Annotated in this window: 10 protein-coding genes; 8 read left to right on the top strand and 2 right to left on the bottom strand. The window is 68.3% G+C overall.

The annotated features are described in order from the left end of the window. The first annotated feature begins 77 nt into the window (after nt 1-77). Nucleotides 78-503 (top strand): aspartate 1-decarboxylase, encoded by a 426-nt coding sequence (gene panD, locus ACT3UL_RS15225; protein ID WP_444579158.1) that lies wholly within the window; start codon nt 78-80, stop codon nt 501-503. Nucleotides 504-682: 179 nt separating this feature from the next. Next, nucleotides 683-1609, top strand: a complete 927-nt coding sequence (locus ACT3UL_RS15220) for an AEC family transporter (protein WP_444579157.1) — start codon at nt 683-685, stop codon at nt 1607-1609. A gap of 14 nt (nt 1610-1623) precedes the next feature. Here ACT3UL_RS15220 and ACT3UL_RS15215 read toward each other — a convergent pair whose 3' ends face one another. Continuing rightward, the gene (locus ACT3UL_RS15215; protein ID WP_444579156.1) at nt 1624-2889 is read right to left on the bottom strand and encodes an ROK family transcriptional regulator; all 1266 of its coding nucleotides are present in this window, start codon (nt 2887-2889) and stop codon (nt 1624-1626) included. A gap of 241 nt (nt 2890-3130) precedes the next feature. Here ACT3UL_RS15215 and ACT3UL_RS15210 point away from each other — a divergent pair, with 241 nt between their 5' ends. The 5 genes from ACT3UL_RS15210 (at nt 3131) to ACT3UL_RS15190 (ending at nt 11063) form a co-directional block, all read left to right on the top strand. After that, complete coding sequence (locus ACT3UL_RS15210; RefSeq protein WP_444579154.1) at nt 3131-4117, top strand: carbohydrate ABC transporter permease; 987 nt, start codon at nt 3131-3133, stop codon at nt 4115-4117. 16 nt (nt 4118-4133) lie between these two features. After that, complete coding sequence (locus ACT3UL_RS15205; protein ID WP_444579152.1) at nt 4134-5060, top strand: carbohydrate ABC transporter permease; 927 nt, start codon at nt 4134-4136, stop codon at nt 5058-5060. Further along, complete coding sequence (locus ACT3UL_RS15200) at nt 5057-6460, top strand: extracellular solute-binding protein (protein ID WP_444579151.1); 1404 nt, start codon at nt 5057-5059, stop codon at nt 6458-6460. The genes ACT3UL_RS15205 and ACT3UL_RS15200 overlap by 4 nt, the downstream gene beginning before the upstream one ends. Nucleotides 6461-6736: 276 nt before the next feature. After that, on the top strand, nt 6737-9694 hold the full coding sequence (leuS, locus tag ACT3UL_RS15195; protein WP_444579149.1) for a leucine--tRNA ligase: 2958 nt from the start codon (nt 6737-6739) through the stop codon (nt 9692-9694). 151 nt (nt 9695-9845) lie between these two features. Further along, nucleotides 9846-11063 carry a hypothetical protein gene (locus ACT3UL_RS15190; protein WP_444579148.1) on the top strand — a complete coding sequence of 406 codons (1218 nt, stop codon included), beginning with the start codon at nt 9846-9848 and terminating at the stop codon, nt 11061-11063. 182 nt (nt 11064-11245) lie between these two features. Here ACT3UL_RS15190 and ACT3UL_RS15185 read toward each other — a convergent pair whose 3' ends face one another. Beyond that, on the bottom strand, nt 11246-13924 hold the full coding sequence (locus ACT3UL_RS15185) for an ATP-dependent Clp protease ATP-binding subunit (protein ID WP_444579146.1): 2679 nt from the start codon (nt 13922-13924) through the stop codon (nt 11246-11248). 281 nt (nt 13925-14205) lie between these two features. Between ACT3UL_RS15185 and ACT3UL_RS15180 the strand changes: the two genes are divergently transcribed. Next, a complete protein-coding gene (locus tag ACT3UL_RS15180) occupies nt 14206-15603 on the top strand; it encodes a PrsW family intramembrane metalloprotease (protein ID WP_444579145.1) in 1398 nt (465 codons plus the stop codon). Nucleotides 15604-15663 lie beyond the last annotated feature (60 nt).

Below are 15663 nucleotides of genomic sequence, written 5' to 3'. Positions count from 1 at the left end.
TGGGCATGGTGATCCTCCTGACGATACGAACACCGCCATCATCCCGCATGTGCCGACCGTGGGAGACTGGAAGGACGATGTTGCGCACACTTATGACCTCGAAGATCCACCGAGCCACCGTCACGCAGGCAGACCTGCACTACGTGGGCTCGGTGACGATCGACCCCGTTCTCACCGAGGCGGCCGGTCTCGTCGAGAACGAGCAGGTCACGATCGTGGACATCACCAATGGTCACCGCCTCACCACCTATGTGATCGAGGGCGAGCGCGGCAGCGGCGTGATCGGCATCAACGGCGCCGCCGCCCATCTCGTGGCCCCTGGTGACCTCGTGATCCTCATGGCCTACGGCCAGCTCGACGAGACCGAGATCTCCTCGCACCGGCCCCGCGTGGTGCATGTCGACGAGAGCAACCGCATCGTCGCGATCGGCGACGACGGCGCACAGCCCGTCCCGGGGATGCCGGACCAGCTCTGCGGCCGCGAGTCGCACGGCATGCTCTGAGCCGTCCCCACGGCATACCGTCTCGGCACGTCGCCCCGACACTCCGCCACGGCACTCCACCCCGGTACCTCGCGATCGCCCATCCGTCCGGCCGCGGCAACCGGTGGACACGGGAAGCCCCTTTCCCGCTCGACGTCTAGGATCTCCCCCGTGAACACCGCCCAGCCCCCTCCCCTGCTGTGACCGGGGTCCTGGCCGGGTTCTTCATCGTCTGGTCTCTCATCGCCGTGGGCTGGGTGGCAGGTCGCACGGGCGTCCTCGGGCCCCACGGCCGCTATGTGCTGAACCGGGCGACCTTCTTCATCGCCTCCCCCGCCCTGGTCCTCGTGGGCCTGCTGAGCTCGGACCTGCGCGAGATCTTCTCCGTGCCGATGGCTGTCGCAGGCATCTCGGGGCTGGCCACCGGCGGTCTGCTGGTCCTCGGCGTGCGGCTGTTCACGAAGCGCCGGGGCACCGAGCTGGTGGTCGCGGCGATCAGCGGTTCCGTGGTCAACGGGGCGAACATGGGCTTCCCCATCGCCGCCTATGTGCTCGGGGACATCTCCCATGCCCTGCCGGTGATCCTCTTCCAGCAGGCCGTCTACAACCCGCTGTACCTGTTCGTGCTCCACCAGATCACGGAGAAGGAATCGCTCGGCCCCCGGGGCGTGGCGCGCAGCATCGGCGCGAATCCCACGATCATCGCCGCCGCGGTGGGCATGCTGCTCGCCGTGCTCGGCGCGAAGGTCCCGGACGTCGTGCTCGAGCCGATCCAGTCCCTCGCCGACATGGCCATCCCCGCGATGCTGCTCGCCTACGGGCTGTCCCTGCACGGCTCCCGGCCCCTCGCGAAGGACGACGGATATCGCGGCCTGATCGCCGTCTCCTCGAGCGCGAAGCTGCTCGTGATGCCCCTCATCGCGCTCGGCATCGGCCTGCTGTTCGGGCTGTCCGGGCACTCGCTCTACGAGGTCGTGGTGATGGCCGCGCTGCCCACGGCGCAGAACGTCTATGTCGCCGCCGCCCGCTACCGAGCCGCGGAGAACCTCGCTCGGGACACTGTTCTGATCACGACGATCGGGACGGTCGTGGTGCTGCTCCTGATCTCCGGCGTGCTCGGCGTCTGACCGCCGAAGATCACTCAGAACGGGGACGGGCCCGGAGTGCCGGGCGCCAGCTCCTGGTCGAGGAACAGGCTCGCCGCACCGATCGCCCCGCCGTCATCGCCGAGCTGCGAGTTCTCCACCACGGCGCGGCCCTCGACCAACCAGTCCGCCAGAGCCTCCTGCACCTGCGCGGTGCCCACGGACCTCAGAGCGGGCCAGGTCGGACCGCCGATGATGATCCGTCGCGGGTCGTGGATACCCGCCAGGAGCCGCACCGCGGCACCCAGGGCGTTGCCGTGGTCGGCGATGACGCTCCGTGCCGGGTCCGAGCCATCCTCCGCCGCCTGCGAGAGGGCCGCGAGCGCGGCGGTCATGTCGTCGCCGGCTGGCAGAGGGACGCCGAGAGAGCGCGCGCTGCCCACCAGGACATGAGCGTCGGTGTAGAGGCTGAGGCAGCCGGCGCGGCCGCAGGAGCAGATCTCCTCCGCCCGCCCGATCGGCAGGTGCCCGATCTCCCCGGCCTGCGTGCTGCCGCCGCGGTGCACCCGTCCGTTGGCGCTGATCGCGGAGCCGACGCCATGCCCGACATAGAGGTACAGGACGGTCTGCGACGCATCGAGATGCCGAGACCAGATCTCCCCGGTGAGGGCGGCATTGGTGTCCTTGTCGAGCATCGCCGGGAGCCCCGTCGCGGCGCTCAGGGCGTCGACAACCGGGATGTCGCGCCACCCGGGCATCCATGGCGGATCGCGCAGGATCCCGGCCTCGGCATCGAGTCCTGCCGGGGCCGCGATCCCGATCCCGAGCAGACGACGGCCGGCGGGAGCAGCGTCCTGGTCCTCGGCCTCGTCGACCCTCCCGGCGACCTCCCCGGCAGGCGCTGAGGGGCGCGCGCCGAGGGATCGGGTCAGGGAGTCGATCGCGTCGGCGATGCGGACGATATCTGCCTGGGGGTCGTCCGTCGGCGGCTCGAGGGTCGCCCTGGCCACGGGACGTGCCGCGAGGTCGCAGACCACGACGGTGATGTGGGCGGGGTCCAGGTGCACCCCGATCGCGAGGCGCGCATCGGCGACCACCCGCAGCAGCGTGTGCGGCTTGCCGGGGCCGGAGATCCGCCGTCCGGCCTGCTCTATCAGCCCGTCCGCCAGCAGGCGGCGCGTGATCAGGGAGACCGCCTGCCGGGAGAGATGACTGCGCCGGACCACATCGGCCTGCCCGATGCCCTCCGGGGCGCTGCGGATCGTCTGGAGCACCAGCTTCTCGTTGAACTCGCCGATGTCCGTCATCGATGATCCGCGCACCTCACCCCTCCTCACCTCGCCTGACACCTGCCCGACGACGATATCGCTTAAGCGGTTATTGCATTAGTCCATCGGTGTGAGTAACCTACCTCACAGGAACAGCGTGGTCCGTGCACCGAGGTCGGTGCGCCCACGAAGGCACCGATGCCTGGCGTTCCGTTCCACCGCTCCGATGGCGGCGCGGTGAGTACCCGAAGGGAGAGCGATGAGCGCGAGCGAAGCCATTGCCACGGACAGACCGGTGGCCGGATCATCCGGTGCCGGCCCCGTCGCAGACCGCACTGCGCGAAGCGGGCCCAGCGCCCGGAACGGCACCGGCGGCGATGCCGCCAAGAGGAAGCTCACGGGGCGCGAGAAGCGCAATCTCCGGGTGGGGCTGCTCTTCATCTCCCCGTGGATCTTCGGGGTCGCCGTCTTCGTGATCTACCCGTTGATCTACTCCTTCGTGATCAGCCTGACCCAGTACTCGGGCATGCAGTCCCCGACGTTCATCGGGTTCAAGAACTACATCGCCGCGTTCGCCGATCCGATGGTGCACACCTCGGTCGGCAACACCGTCTACTACATGCTGCTGGCGGTGCCGATCGGTCTGATCATCGCCCTCCTGCTGGCCCTGGCGATGAACCGCAATGTGCGCGAGGTCGCGATCTACCGCACGCTGCTGTACCTGCCCTCGCTGATCCCCATGTTCGCGATGTCGTTCATCTTCATCGTGTTCGTCAACCCCCAGTTCGGCATCGTGAACCAGTTCCTGGGTCTGTTCGGCATGCCGGACACGAACCTGCTGGGCGAGCCGCGCTACGCGAAGATCGTGATGATCGTGATGGCCCAGCTGGGTGCGGGCAATGCCGCCCTCATCTATCTCGCAGGCCTGCGCAACATCCCCGAGACGCTCTACGAGGCCGCCCGCATCGACGGGGCGAGCCGCATGCGCCAGTTCTTCTCGATCACCGTCCCGCTGCTGACCCCGACGATCCTGTTCAACCTGATCACGGGCGTCTCCGGCGCGATGATGGTGTTCACCGAGGCGTTCATCATGACCAACGGCGGTCCGGACAACTCGACGTTGTTCTACATGCTGTACCTGTACCGCAACGCCTTCTCGTACGGGCAGCTGGGCTTCGCGTCCGCGCTGGCCGTGCTGCTGTTCCTGTTCGGCATGCTGCTGGCCGGACTCATCTACTGGCTCTCGCGCCGGTTCGTGAACTACGACGTGTCGGCCGGCTGAGGAGCAGAACATAACCATGGCTATCAATACTCTCGAGACCGGGGCACAGAACCTCGGTCAGTCCCCCACCAAGATCAAGTCGCGGTCGAACTACGGCCGCAACCCCGACGGCTCCCGTCAGGGACCGGTCGGCAAATGGGTGTCACGCCTCGTGATGCTCGTCGTGCTGCTGCTCTTCTCGCTGCCGCTGTACTGGATGCTCATCTCCGCGCTGAAGTCGCCGGAGGAGCTCGCCCAGTTCCCGCCCACCCTCTTCCCTCATGAGCTGAGGTGGCAGAACTTCGTCGACGCCGTCACGGTGATGCCGTTCTGGACGTTCTTCCGGAACACCGCGATCATCACGATCAGCGTGGTGGTCTTCAGCGTCATCTCGAACTTCATCGTGGCCTACGGCTTCGCCTGCATCGAATGGCCGGGCCGCAACAAGGTGTTCTTCGTCGTGCTGGCCACCCTGTTCCTGCCGTTCCCCGTCACCCTGATCCCCATGTTCGACATGTGGGCGGGTCTCGGATTCGTCAACACCTGGGTGCCGCTGATCGCACCGGCACTGTTCGCCGGAGGGTTCTTCACCTTCCTCCTGCGGCAGTTCATGCTGCAGACCCCGAAGGACATGATGGACGCGGCCCGCGTGGACGGGGCCAGCGAATGGTCCATCGCCTGGCGGATCGTGTTCCCCACCGCTCGTCCCGCGGTCACCGTCATCGCGATCTTCGCGGCCGTCGGCACCTGGAACGATTTCATGGGCCCCCTGATCTACCTGCAGGACGAGAGCAAGCAGACGCTCTCCATCGGTATGCAGGTGTTCCGCTCCGTGAACTCCCAGGACATCCAGTTCAACCTGCTCATGGCTGCGTCCTTCCTGGTGCTGCTGCCGCTGGTGATCCTGTTCTTCATGTTCCAGCGCTACTTCATCAGTGGCATCACCCTCGGAGGCTTCAAGTGATCGATCGTCGAACCCTGCTGCGCGCTCTCGGCGCCGGCGCGAGCGTGACCATCGCCGGCGGCGCGATCGTCGGCTGCACGAACCGACCCGTCGGTGAGGAGCGCGACCCGAACACCGTGAAGCTCTGGGGCCTCGGCGCGGCGGATGCCGAGAAGGAGGCGACAGTCCTCGAGGCCTTCTCCGAGCAGCACCCGGACGTGAAGGTCGAGGTCTCCCAGGTGCCCTCGAACGGCGAAGGCGATGCCTCCAGCGTCATCACGGCGATCCGCGGGAAGACGGGACCGGACCTCTACTGGATGGACCGCTTCAACGCACCTCAGTTCGCCTCCCTCGGGCTCCTCGAGTCCATCGACGGTCTCATCGAGGAGCAGGAGGGAGTCAGCTCGGAGGAGTTCATGTCGGGGTGGATCAATTTCGCCACCGACGAGCTCCACTACGACGGCCAGTACTTCGGACTGCCGACGTCCACGGATACCCGCGCCATGTACGTGAACATGGATCTGGCGACGGAGGCGGGCATCGATCCCGCACTGCTCGACCCGAAGAACGGCCCCATGGCCTATGACCAGCTGTGGGAGATCAACGACTCCTTCAACGTGCAGGACGACCGCGGGACGTACGAACGCGTCACCTGGATCCCCTGGGACGATCAGGCGAAGCTGATCATGTGGGCGATGGCCGCCGACGTCCCCTTCTTCGACAACTCCACCGGCCACATGCTCCTGGACTCCCCGGAGATGCTCGACGTCGCGACGATGTACGCCGGGTGGATCGAGAAGCTGGACTTCCCCCGGATGGATGCGTTCAAGGCGACCTACCAGCCGCCGAACGCGCCGCCTGCCCAGACGTCGTTCTTCTCGGACCGTCAGCTGTTCCAGATCACGAACCCCGGAGCCGTGCGCAGCCTCGCGGACTACAAGCCCGACATGAACTACGGCGTGACCTACCTTCCCGTGCCTTCCGACGGCGATGACCCGTTCAGCTGGTCCGGCGGGTTCGCCCTGGCGATGCCCAAGGGGTCGAGCATGTCGAAGCCGGCCTGGGAGCTGATGAAGTTCTACGCAGGCTACGAGGGCCAGAAGATCCTCATGCCGCCGCTCACCGGTATCCCGACGAATCTCGAGGCCATCGCGGATCCGGAGGGATGGGATCCGAGGATCGAGTTCTTCGTCGAGCTCCTGGACGTCACACAGTCCCGCCCTCCTCTGCCGGTCGGGACGAAGCTGTGGGACGCCATGGAGACCATGCAGGGCAGCCTGACCCAGGCCTCCGACACCCCGGAGAACCTGGTGAAGGAGGCGCAGCACTACGTGGATCCCACGATGCAGCAGTTCGTCCCCTTCTCACTTCCCGAAGGCTTCGGCGAACCGGACCCCAACCTGAAGCTGCCCCAGGGCTGATCGCTTGTCGCGCCGGCCCTCGCCGCGCCATCTCGTCCCCCTCGTGGTGACCGCATTCAGGTCACCACGAGGGCGCGGTACCATGACCACGTGACACGACGGCTTCTGCTTATGCAGCCGCGTCGGACAAGGCCCGCGCCCGCCCCGCGCTCCTGAGCGCGCTGGTGTGCCTGTGCGGGCACCGACGCGGCTCCCCTCGCCTGCGCGAGGGTTTTTTCATGTCACGCGACACCTGACGGCATCTGCCGCACCGATCCTTCGGAGGACGATTCACCCATGAGCGAGGCCCCGTACCGCTACACCGCCGCCGTGGCGGACGAGATCGAACGCCGCTGGCAGCAGCGCTGGGACGAGGACGGCACCTTCTACGCCGACAATCCCGTCGGCGAGCTGCGCGGCGAGGTCGAGTCCCTCGAGCAGGCGGTGTCCGCGTCGGCCGCCGGTTCCGCGGAGGCCGCCGAGAAGATGTACATCATGGACATGTTCCCCTACCCCTCCGGGGCGGGGCTGCACGTGGGCCACCCGCTGGGGTACATCGCGACCGACGTCGTCGCCCGCCACCAGCGGATGATGGGCAAGAACGTCCTGTACACGATGGGCTACGACGCCTTCGGCCTGCCGGCTGAGCAGTACGCCGTCCAGACCGGCACCCACCCGCGCACGACCACCGAGTCGAACGTCGCGAACATGCGCCGTCAGCTGCATCGGCTGGGACTGTCCCACGACTCCCGCCGGTCGCTGGCCACCACCGACCCTGCGTTCGTGAAGTGGACGCAGTGGATCTTCCTGCGCATCTTCGACTCCTGGTACGACCCCGAGGCGCCGAACGCCGACGGCGTCACCGGCCGGGCCCGTCCCATCGCCGAGCTGCGGGACGAGCTGCGCGCCGGCACCGTGGACCCCTTCGCGCTGGCGGACCGCCAGAGCATCGATCTGCCCACGGCCTGGTCGGACCGCTCCCCCGCCGACGTCTCCGCCGCCTCCGACGCCGAGATCTCGCAGCTGGCCGATGCCTTCCGCCTGACCTACATCTCCGAGACGCCGGTGAACTGGTGCCCGGGCCTGGGCACCGTGCTGGCCAATGAGGAGGTCACTGCCGAGGGCCGCTCCGAGCGCGGCAACTTCCCGGTCTTCACCCGGCGCCTGCGCCAGTGGAACATGCGCATCACCGCCTTCGCGGACCGCCTGATCGACGACCTGGACCGGGTGGACTGGCCCGAGTCGATCCGTTCGATGCAGCGCAACTGGATCGGTCGCAGCCACGGCGCACAGATCACCTTCCCCACCGCCGGCGTCGCGACGGACCCGAACGCCTCCTTCGACGTCTTCACCACCCGCGCGGACACGCTGTTCGGGGCCACGTTCTGCGTGCTCTCCCCCGAGCACGGGCTGCTGCAGGACCCGGCGGCCCTTCCGGCGCAGTGGCCTGCGGAGACGAAGGACGACTGGACCGGAGGTGCCGCCACCCCGCGCGAGGCCGTCGAGGCCTATCGGGCCCGCGCCGCCGCACTGGGCGAGGACGAGCGCACGGCAGACGACCGGGAGAAGACCGGCGTGTTCACCGGCCTCGTCGCGACGAACCCGATGGACGGCCGCGAGCTGCCCGTGTTCACCGCGGACTACGTGCTGACCGGCTACGGCACCGGCGCCATCATGGCCGTGCCCGCGGAGGACGTGCGCGACCATGCCTTCGCCACGAAGTTCGACCTGCCCATCATCCGCACGGTGCGGCCGCCCGCCGATTTCGAGGGCGGCGCCTGGACCGGCGAGGGCGAGAAGATCAACTCCGCCAACGCCGATCTCGACCTCGACGGCCTGGACAAGGACGAGGCGAAGGCCCGCGCGACCCAGTACGCGAGCGACAAGGGCTTCGGCCGCGCCCGCACCACGTACCGCCTGCGGGACTGGTTGTTCTCCCGCCAGCGCTACTGGGGCGAGCCCTTCCCGGTGGTCTACGACCCGGAGAACCCCGAGGTGCCGATCCCGCTGCCGGAGTCGATGCTGCCGCTGGACCTCCCCGAGGTCGCCGACTTCTCCCCCAAGACCTTCGACCCCCAGGACGCGGACACCGAGCCGCAGACCCCGCTCTCGCGCGCCACCGAGTGGGCCACCGTCGAGCTGGACCTGGGCGAGGGCCTGAAGACCTATCACCGCGAGACCAACACGATGCCGCAGTGGGCCGGGTCCTCCTGGTACCACCTGCGCTACATCGACCCTACCGAGGACGACGTCCTGGTGCGCCGCGAGAACGAGGAGTACTGGCTGGGCGCTCGCGAGGACGGCGGCGTGGGCGGTGTGGACCTCTACGTGGGCGGCGTCGAGCACGCCGTGCTGCACCTGCTGTACGCGCGCTTCTGGCACAAGGTCCTCTTCGACCGGGGTGACGTCTCCAGCCAGGAGCCGTTCCACCGTCTGTTCAACCAGGGGTACATCCAGGCCTACGCCTACACCGACTCCCGGGGCGTGTACGTCCCGGCCGAGGAGGTCGTCGCCGAGGCCGACGGCACCTTCACGTACCAGGGCGAGAGCGTCACCCAGGAGTACGGGAAGATGGGCAAGTCGCTGAAGAACGCGGTCGCGCCCGACGACATGTACGAGGAGTACGGCGCGGACACCCTGCGCGTGTACGAGATGTCGATGGGTCCGCTGGACCTCTCGCGCCCGTGGGAGACCCGGGCCGTGGTCGGCTCGCAGCGGTTCCTGCAGCGGCTGTGGCGTCTGGTGGTCGATGAGGAGTCCGGCGACCTCACGGTCTCCGACGAGCCGGCGGACCTCGCCACCCAGCAGGCCACGCACCGAGCCATCGACGGGGTCAGCCGCGACATGGCCCAGATGCACTTCAACACGGCCATCGCCAAGCTCATCGAGCTGGTGAACCACCTGACCAAGGTCGGGGCCGCGCCGCGCGAGGCCGTCGAACCGCTGGTGCTGATGGTCTCGCCGCTGGCCCCGCACCTGGCGGAGGAGCTGTGGTCCCGCCTGGGCCACGACGAGTCCATCTCGCGTGTCTCCTACCCGGTGGCGGATCCGGCGCTGGTCAAGGCCGATATGGTCACCTGCGTCGTCCAGGTCAAGGGCAAGGTGCGCCACAAGATCGAGGTCGACCCGGAGATCTCCGAGGCCGATCTGGAGGCCCGTGTCATGGCCGAGCAGCGGGTGCAGGAGGTCCTCGAGGGCCAGACCGTCCGCAAGGTCATCGTGCGCGCCCCGAAGATCGTGAACATCGTGGTCTGATCACGACGTCTCCGCACGCTGCAGCGGCCTCGGGACCTCGGTGTCCCGGGGCCGCTTCGTCGCCGCACAGCCTTTCCTCCACAACGCCCCGCCATCCACACTGCCGGTGAGGACCCGACGAACGGACGGTCCTGCTGACTACGGTCGCCGCATGGACACCATCTGGGGATGCGACACCGTGCACATGGACGAGATCGCGGAGAAGCTCGTCGAGAAGGCGGAGCAGCTGATCGAGCTCTTCCGACTCCTGCGCAGCGCCTCCGACGCCGCCGAGTGGATCGGGCCGGATGCCGAGGCGCACCGGGCACGGACAGGCGCCGTGGCCACGGAGGGCACCGACCTGTGCGGGATCCTGCGAGAGCTCTCGCGGCAGCTGGACGAAGAGTCCTCCCAGCAGACGACAGCCTCCCAGGCCGACGCCGGCACCAACCCCCTCGTCGCGGTGCGCGCGGACATCACCGACCTGCTGCCCGTCCCGCTCCGGGACAAGGTCGCGGGGGCGAATCCCTTCGCCGGGGGCGGCTCCGGCGACGAGCCCGCCACCACCTCGAGGTGGGGCCTGCCCCTCAGCCCGGAATTCCGTCCGTTCCCGGAGGTCGACCCGGGTTTCCGTGCCCCCTTGCCAGAGAAGCCGAGCTGGTTCCCTGACATCACGTTCCCTGGCGGTATGCCTGGCATCGGCGGACCGTTCGCCTCCCAGGATCCGTTCGGGCGGCACGACCTGCCCGAGGGCGAGGAGTACGACCTCTCGCAGGATGCCCTCGACAACGGCACGACGGTGCGGCAGGAGGTGCTCGGCCATGTCCCCGGAGCTTCTGAGGCTCAGCAGCTGATGGGACTGCACGATCTGAAGGGGAGGTTCCTGGACGGCGCCGAGGAGACGCTCGTGGAGCACGGCTACGAGTCCCTCGTCCCCGCCGTGGACCTCGCACGGGTCGGTCAGTCGGGGACCTCCCTCCTGATCGGCGAGAACTCCACGATCGGGCAGGCAGCGGACGGGCTGGACATGATGGTGGCCAATGCCGGGCAGACGACCGTCGAGGTGAGCGACGCTGTGGGCAACGGCGACCTCGATGCCGCCATCCGAGCCGGCGAGCGCGGCATCTACCGCAACTTCGAGGGACTCGGGACCATCGCGACGGCCTCACCGCTGTGGGAGCTCCCCGACGTCGGCGGCGACATGGCAGGCCATGCGGCCGATGCGATCGAGCCGTTCAGCCCGGCCTCCGCGGAACCGCTCCGCTCGGTGGAGGCCTCCGCGCACGACCTCGGAGACCAGGTCACCGGGGTCAAGGACGGACTGTTGGACTCCGAGCGCTGGTACGACGCCCGCCGCAGCGCCGCCCCTCTCCCGTGGGACCCGAAGTGATCCGTAACGGTTCGGGCTCTGCGCCGCTGCTGGTGGTGCCCCGAGCGGCAGGTTCTCTCAGCGACAGGGAGCCCCTCGGCGACAGGGAGCCCCTCGGCGACAGGGAGCCCCCGGCGGCGGGGAGGTGATCTCCTCTCCCCGCCGCAGAGGGGCTGCGCCGTCCGGGCCGTCGGTACCTGAGATCAGCCGTCCGTTGCCGGTCGTTCAGCGTCCGCCGGCCCGGGATCGTCGGTGACAGCGGCATCCGTGTCCTGGAGGACCTGCAGCGTGAGACCGGGACCGTCCTCGCGGGCAGCCACCGAGACCGTCTGCCCATCGTGCACCTCCCCCTTGAGGATGAGTCGCGCGAGGCCGTCGCCGATCTCCTTCTGGACCAGTCGCTTCAGCGGTCGGGCCCCGTACATCGGATCGAAGCCTTCGGCCGCCAGCCACCGTGTCGCCGTCTCGTCCACCGTCAGGTCGATCCGACGGTCCTCGAGGCGGGCGGCGACCTCTGCGATCTGCAGGGTGACGATGCGGGAGAGCTGCTCGCGGTCGAGGGCGTCGAACATGACCACATCGTCCAGGCGGTTGAGGAACTCGGGCTTGAAGGAGGCCCGCACCACCTGCATCACCCGCTCGTGCTTGTCCCTCTCCTCGAGCGTCTGGTCCTGGAGCACATGCGCGCCGAGGTTCGAGGTGAGGATGAGGATCGTGGAGCGGAAGTCGACCGTGCGGCCCTGCCCATCGGTGAGGCGCCCGTCATCGAGCACCTGCAGGAGCACGTCGAACACGTCAGGGTGCGCCTTCTCGATCTCGTCGAGCAGCACCACCGAGTACGGCCTGCGCCGCACGGCCTCCGTGAGCTGGCCGCCCTCGTCGTAGCCCACATATCCCGGAGGAGCACCCACCAGCCGCGAGACGGTGTGCTTCTCCCCGTACTCCGACATGTCGATGCGCACCATCGCCCGCTCATCGTCGAAGAGGAAGTCGGCGAGAGCCTTGGCGAGCTCGGTCTTGCCCACACCCGTGGGGCCCAGGAACAGGAACGACCCCGTCGGCCGGTTCGGGTCGGCGATCCCGGCCCTCGAACGGCGCACGGCATCGGAGACCTCCGCGACCGCGCTCTTCTGCCCGATCAGTCGCTGACCGATCAGGTCCTCCATCTCCAGCAGCTTCTGGCTCTCCGCCTGCAGCAGGCGGCCGGCGGGGATCCCGGTCCAGCTGCCCACCACATCGGCGATGTCGTCGGGCCCGACATGGTCCGAGACCAGCGGACGGTCACCCTCGACCCCTCCGGCCGCCTCGTTCTCCTCGGCGTCCACCAGCTGCATCTTCAGCTCGGGGATGTCGCCGTAGAGGATCTTGGACGCCGCGGTGAGGTCACCCTCCCGCTGGGCCCGATCAGCCTGCATGCGCAACGACTCGAGCCGGGCCTTCAGATCACCGACCAGGTTCAGGCCGGCCTTCTCCCGCTCCCAGCGCGCAGAGAGCGCCGTCATCTGCTCGGAGCGATCCGCGAGCTGGGACCGCACCGACTCGAGCTGGGCGATGCTGCCCGGATCCTCGCTGCCGGCCAGAGCCAGCTCCTCCATCTTCAGGCGGTCCACCTGGCGATGCAGGATGTCCAGCTGCTCCGGGGAGGAGTCCAGCTCCATGCGCTGGCGGGACGCGGCTTCGTCGACCAGGTCGATCGCCTTGTCAGGCAGCTGCCGGCCGGAGATGTACCGCGAGGACAGCGTCGCGGCGGCCACCAGCGCGGCGTCCGTGATCGACACCTTGTGGTGCGCCTCGTACTTGTCCTTGAGCCCGCGCAGGATCGTGATGGTGTCCTCGACACTGGGCTCGCCGACGTAGACCTGCTGGAACCTGCGCTCGAGCGCGGGATCCTTCTCGATGTTCTCGCGGTACTCGTCCAGCGTGGTCGCACCGACCATCCGCAGCTCTCCCCGGGCGAGCATCGGCTTGAGCATGTTTCCCGCGTCCATCGAGCCGTCGCCGCTGCCCCCGGCGCCGACGACGGTGTGGAGCTCATCGATGAAGGTGATGACCTGGCCGTTGCTGGTGCGGATCTCGTCGAGCACCGCCTTCATCCGCTCCTCGAACTCACCGCGGTACTTCGACCCCGCGACCATCGAGGAGAGGTCCAGCGAGATCAGGCGCTTGCCGCGCAGCGAATCGGGGACGTCCCCGGCGACGATGCGCTGGGCGAGCCCCTCGACGACGGAGGTCTTGCCGACACCGGGCTCACCGATCAGCACGGGGTTGTTCTTGGTGCGGCGCGAGAGCACCTGCACCACGCGGCGGATCTCGGCGTCGCGGCCGATCACCGGGTCCAGCCGGCCCTCCTCGGCCTGCTCGGTGAGGTCCACGCCGAACTTCTCGAGGCTCTTGAAGGTGCCCTCGGGGTTCTGGGAGTCCATCTGGTTCATGCGCTCATCTCCTGGAGTCAGTCGGGATACGGCATCGCGAAGGGCCACCGGCGTCGCGCCGACGGCGGAGAGCAGCCGGGAGGCCGCGTCCTTGCCGAGCGCGATGCCGATCATCAGGTGCTCGGTGGACAGATAGGTCCGGTGCTGGGCATCGGCCTCGCGGCGCGCCGCATCCAGGGCGTCGAAGCCGGTGCCGACGAAGGTGGGCGATCCCGAGGCACCGCTGCCGCTGACCTGCGGGAGCCCCAGCACGGCCTGCTCGGCGCGCCGAGCGACGTCCTGGGGGTCAGCGCCGACCTCGGTGAGCACGGCGCGCCCGATGCCGTCCTGCTGGGTCGCCAGCACCCACAGGAGGTGCATGGAGCTGATCTGGGGGTTGCCGAGCTGGACGGCCTTCTCGGCGGCCGCGGTGACGGCCTCCTGCGATCGGGTGGTGAACTGGAACTCCACGGTGCTCCTTCCCTGGGTCTGTACGGTGCCTCGAGGGGTGCAACGACCTCAGAGTTGAGTCTATTCCGCTCAACCCTGATGGCTCTGGTCGTCCGCGACGAGGAGGACATCGCCGGTTGTCCACAACCGTCCCCCGGGTGGGCCCCGGTCCGGGATCATGGTCTCCGACACCTGTAGCATCGCACCCGATACGGGGTGTGCCGCGTGCGGGGGAACAGACGCGATCTCCGCGCCCTGTCCGCCAACAGCTCCCAGTCTCTGCAGCCGAAACCGAGGACCTCATGACCCAGCCCCCGAACCCGCCGCAGGACGGTCAGTTCATGCCCAACGGACGCCCTCGTTCCGGCGCGACCTCCACCGCTTCCGGCGCGCCGGCCTTCCAGTCCCAGCCGCGCTTCGTCGACTACGGCAATCCGCGCTCCCTGGACACCTCGGTGCGACCGGCCTCCGGCCTCACCGCAGCCCGCTACGCGCCGGCCCAGATCCAGCGCCCTGATCAGGCTCAGCCGCAGTCCGCCTGGTCCACCCAGATGCGTCGGGTGCAGGAGGTGTCGCAGCACGCCACCAAGGTCCCGGCCGTCAGCCTCCTGGTCTGGCTCGTCGTCGTGGTCCTGGGCATCGCCCTGCTCCTGGTGCTGGGCTACTTCTTCCTGAAGTTCGTCACGGAGTCGAGCGCCAACCCGGTGTGGTGGCCGGTAACGGCCTTCATCGCCCTGTTCTCCCTGCTGGTGATCGCCCTGGTGATGTTCCTGGCGGACCGCTGGGATCCACAGCCCTTCCCCCTGCTGGTCGTCGCCGTGCTGTGGGGTGCGGCGATCGCCGCCTTCGCGAGCTACTGGATCAACACCTTCAACAGCTTCCTGACCTACGTGGTCACCGGCAGCGAGGCCGCGGTCGCCTTCGTGGGCCCGGTGATCAGCGCTCCCCTGGTCGAGGAGACCACCAAGGGCCTGGGACTGCTGCTGCTCATGATCCTGGCGCGCCGGTACTTCAACGGCCCGCTGGACGGCATGATCTACGGCGCGCTCATCGGCGGTGGCTTCGCCTTCACCGAGAACATCCTCTACTACACCCGGGGGCTCGAATCCGACGGCGGCTTCGGGGTGCTGATCCTGTTCATCATGCGCGGCGTGCTGAACATCTTCGGCCACGCGATCTACACCTCGGCGACCGGCGTCATCGTCGGCTTCGTGGCACGCAAGTGGGGCACGATCATGGGCTTCCTCGTGTTCATCCCCGCGCTGATCCCGGGCATGCTCCTGCACGCGATGTGGAATTTCTCGGCAGGTCTGAACAACTCCCTACTGTTCATCGTGGCCATGTTCGCCGCAGAAGCGGTGCTGTCCTTCTTCTGGTTGATCTTCATCGGCGTGCTGATCTGGGACGAGTCCCGGCTGACCCGCATCCGCCTGGGCGACTACGCGAACCAGGGCTGGCTCACCCACGAGGAGGTCGACATGCTCGCGACCTGGAAGGGCCGCAGCGAGGGCAAGCGCTGGGCCTCCCAGATCGGGGCGAAGCCCGTGATGAAGAGGTTCATCCGCGAGAGTGCGGACCTCGCGTCGATCCGTCAGCGCCTGCTTGCCGACGGGTCGAACCCGAAGGTGGTCGGCATCGAGGCCCGGCTGCTCAACCGGCTGACGAGCAACCGTCAGGAGCTGCTGTCGCACTCCTCCTGAGCGGTGCGCGACAGGTTGAGCGGTGCGCGACAGGTGGAGCGGTGCACCGCGGGCGCTTCC

Origin of the sequence: Brachybacterium sp. 107, from assembly GCF_052379725.1 — a bacterium.
In the GTDB taxonomy this organism is placed as follows: domain Bacteria; phylum Actinomycetota; class Actinomycetes; order Actinomycetales; family Dermabacteraceae; genus Brachybacterium.
This window is presented reverse-complemented; position numbering and strand designations above follow the sequence as displayed.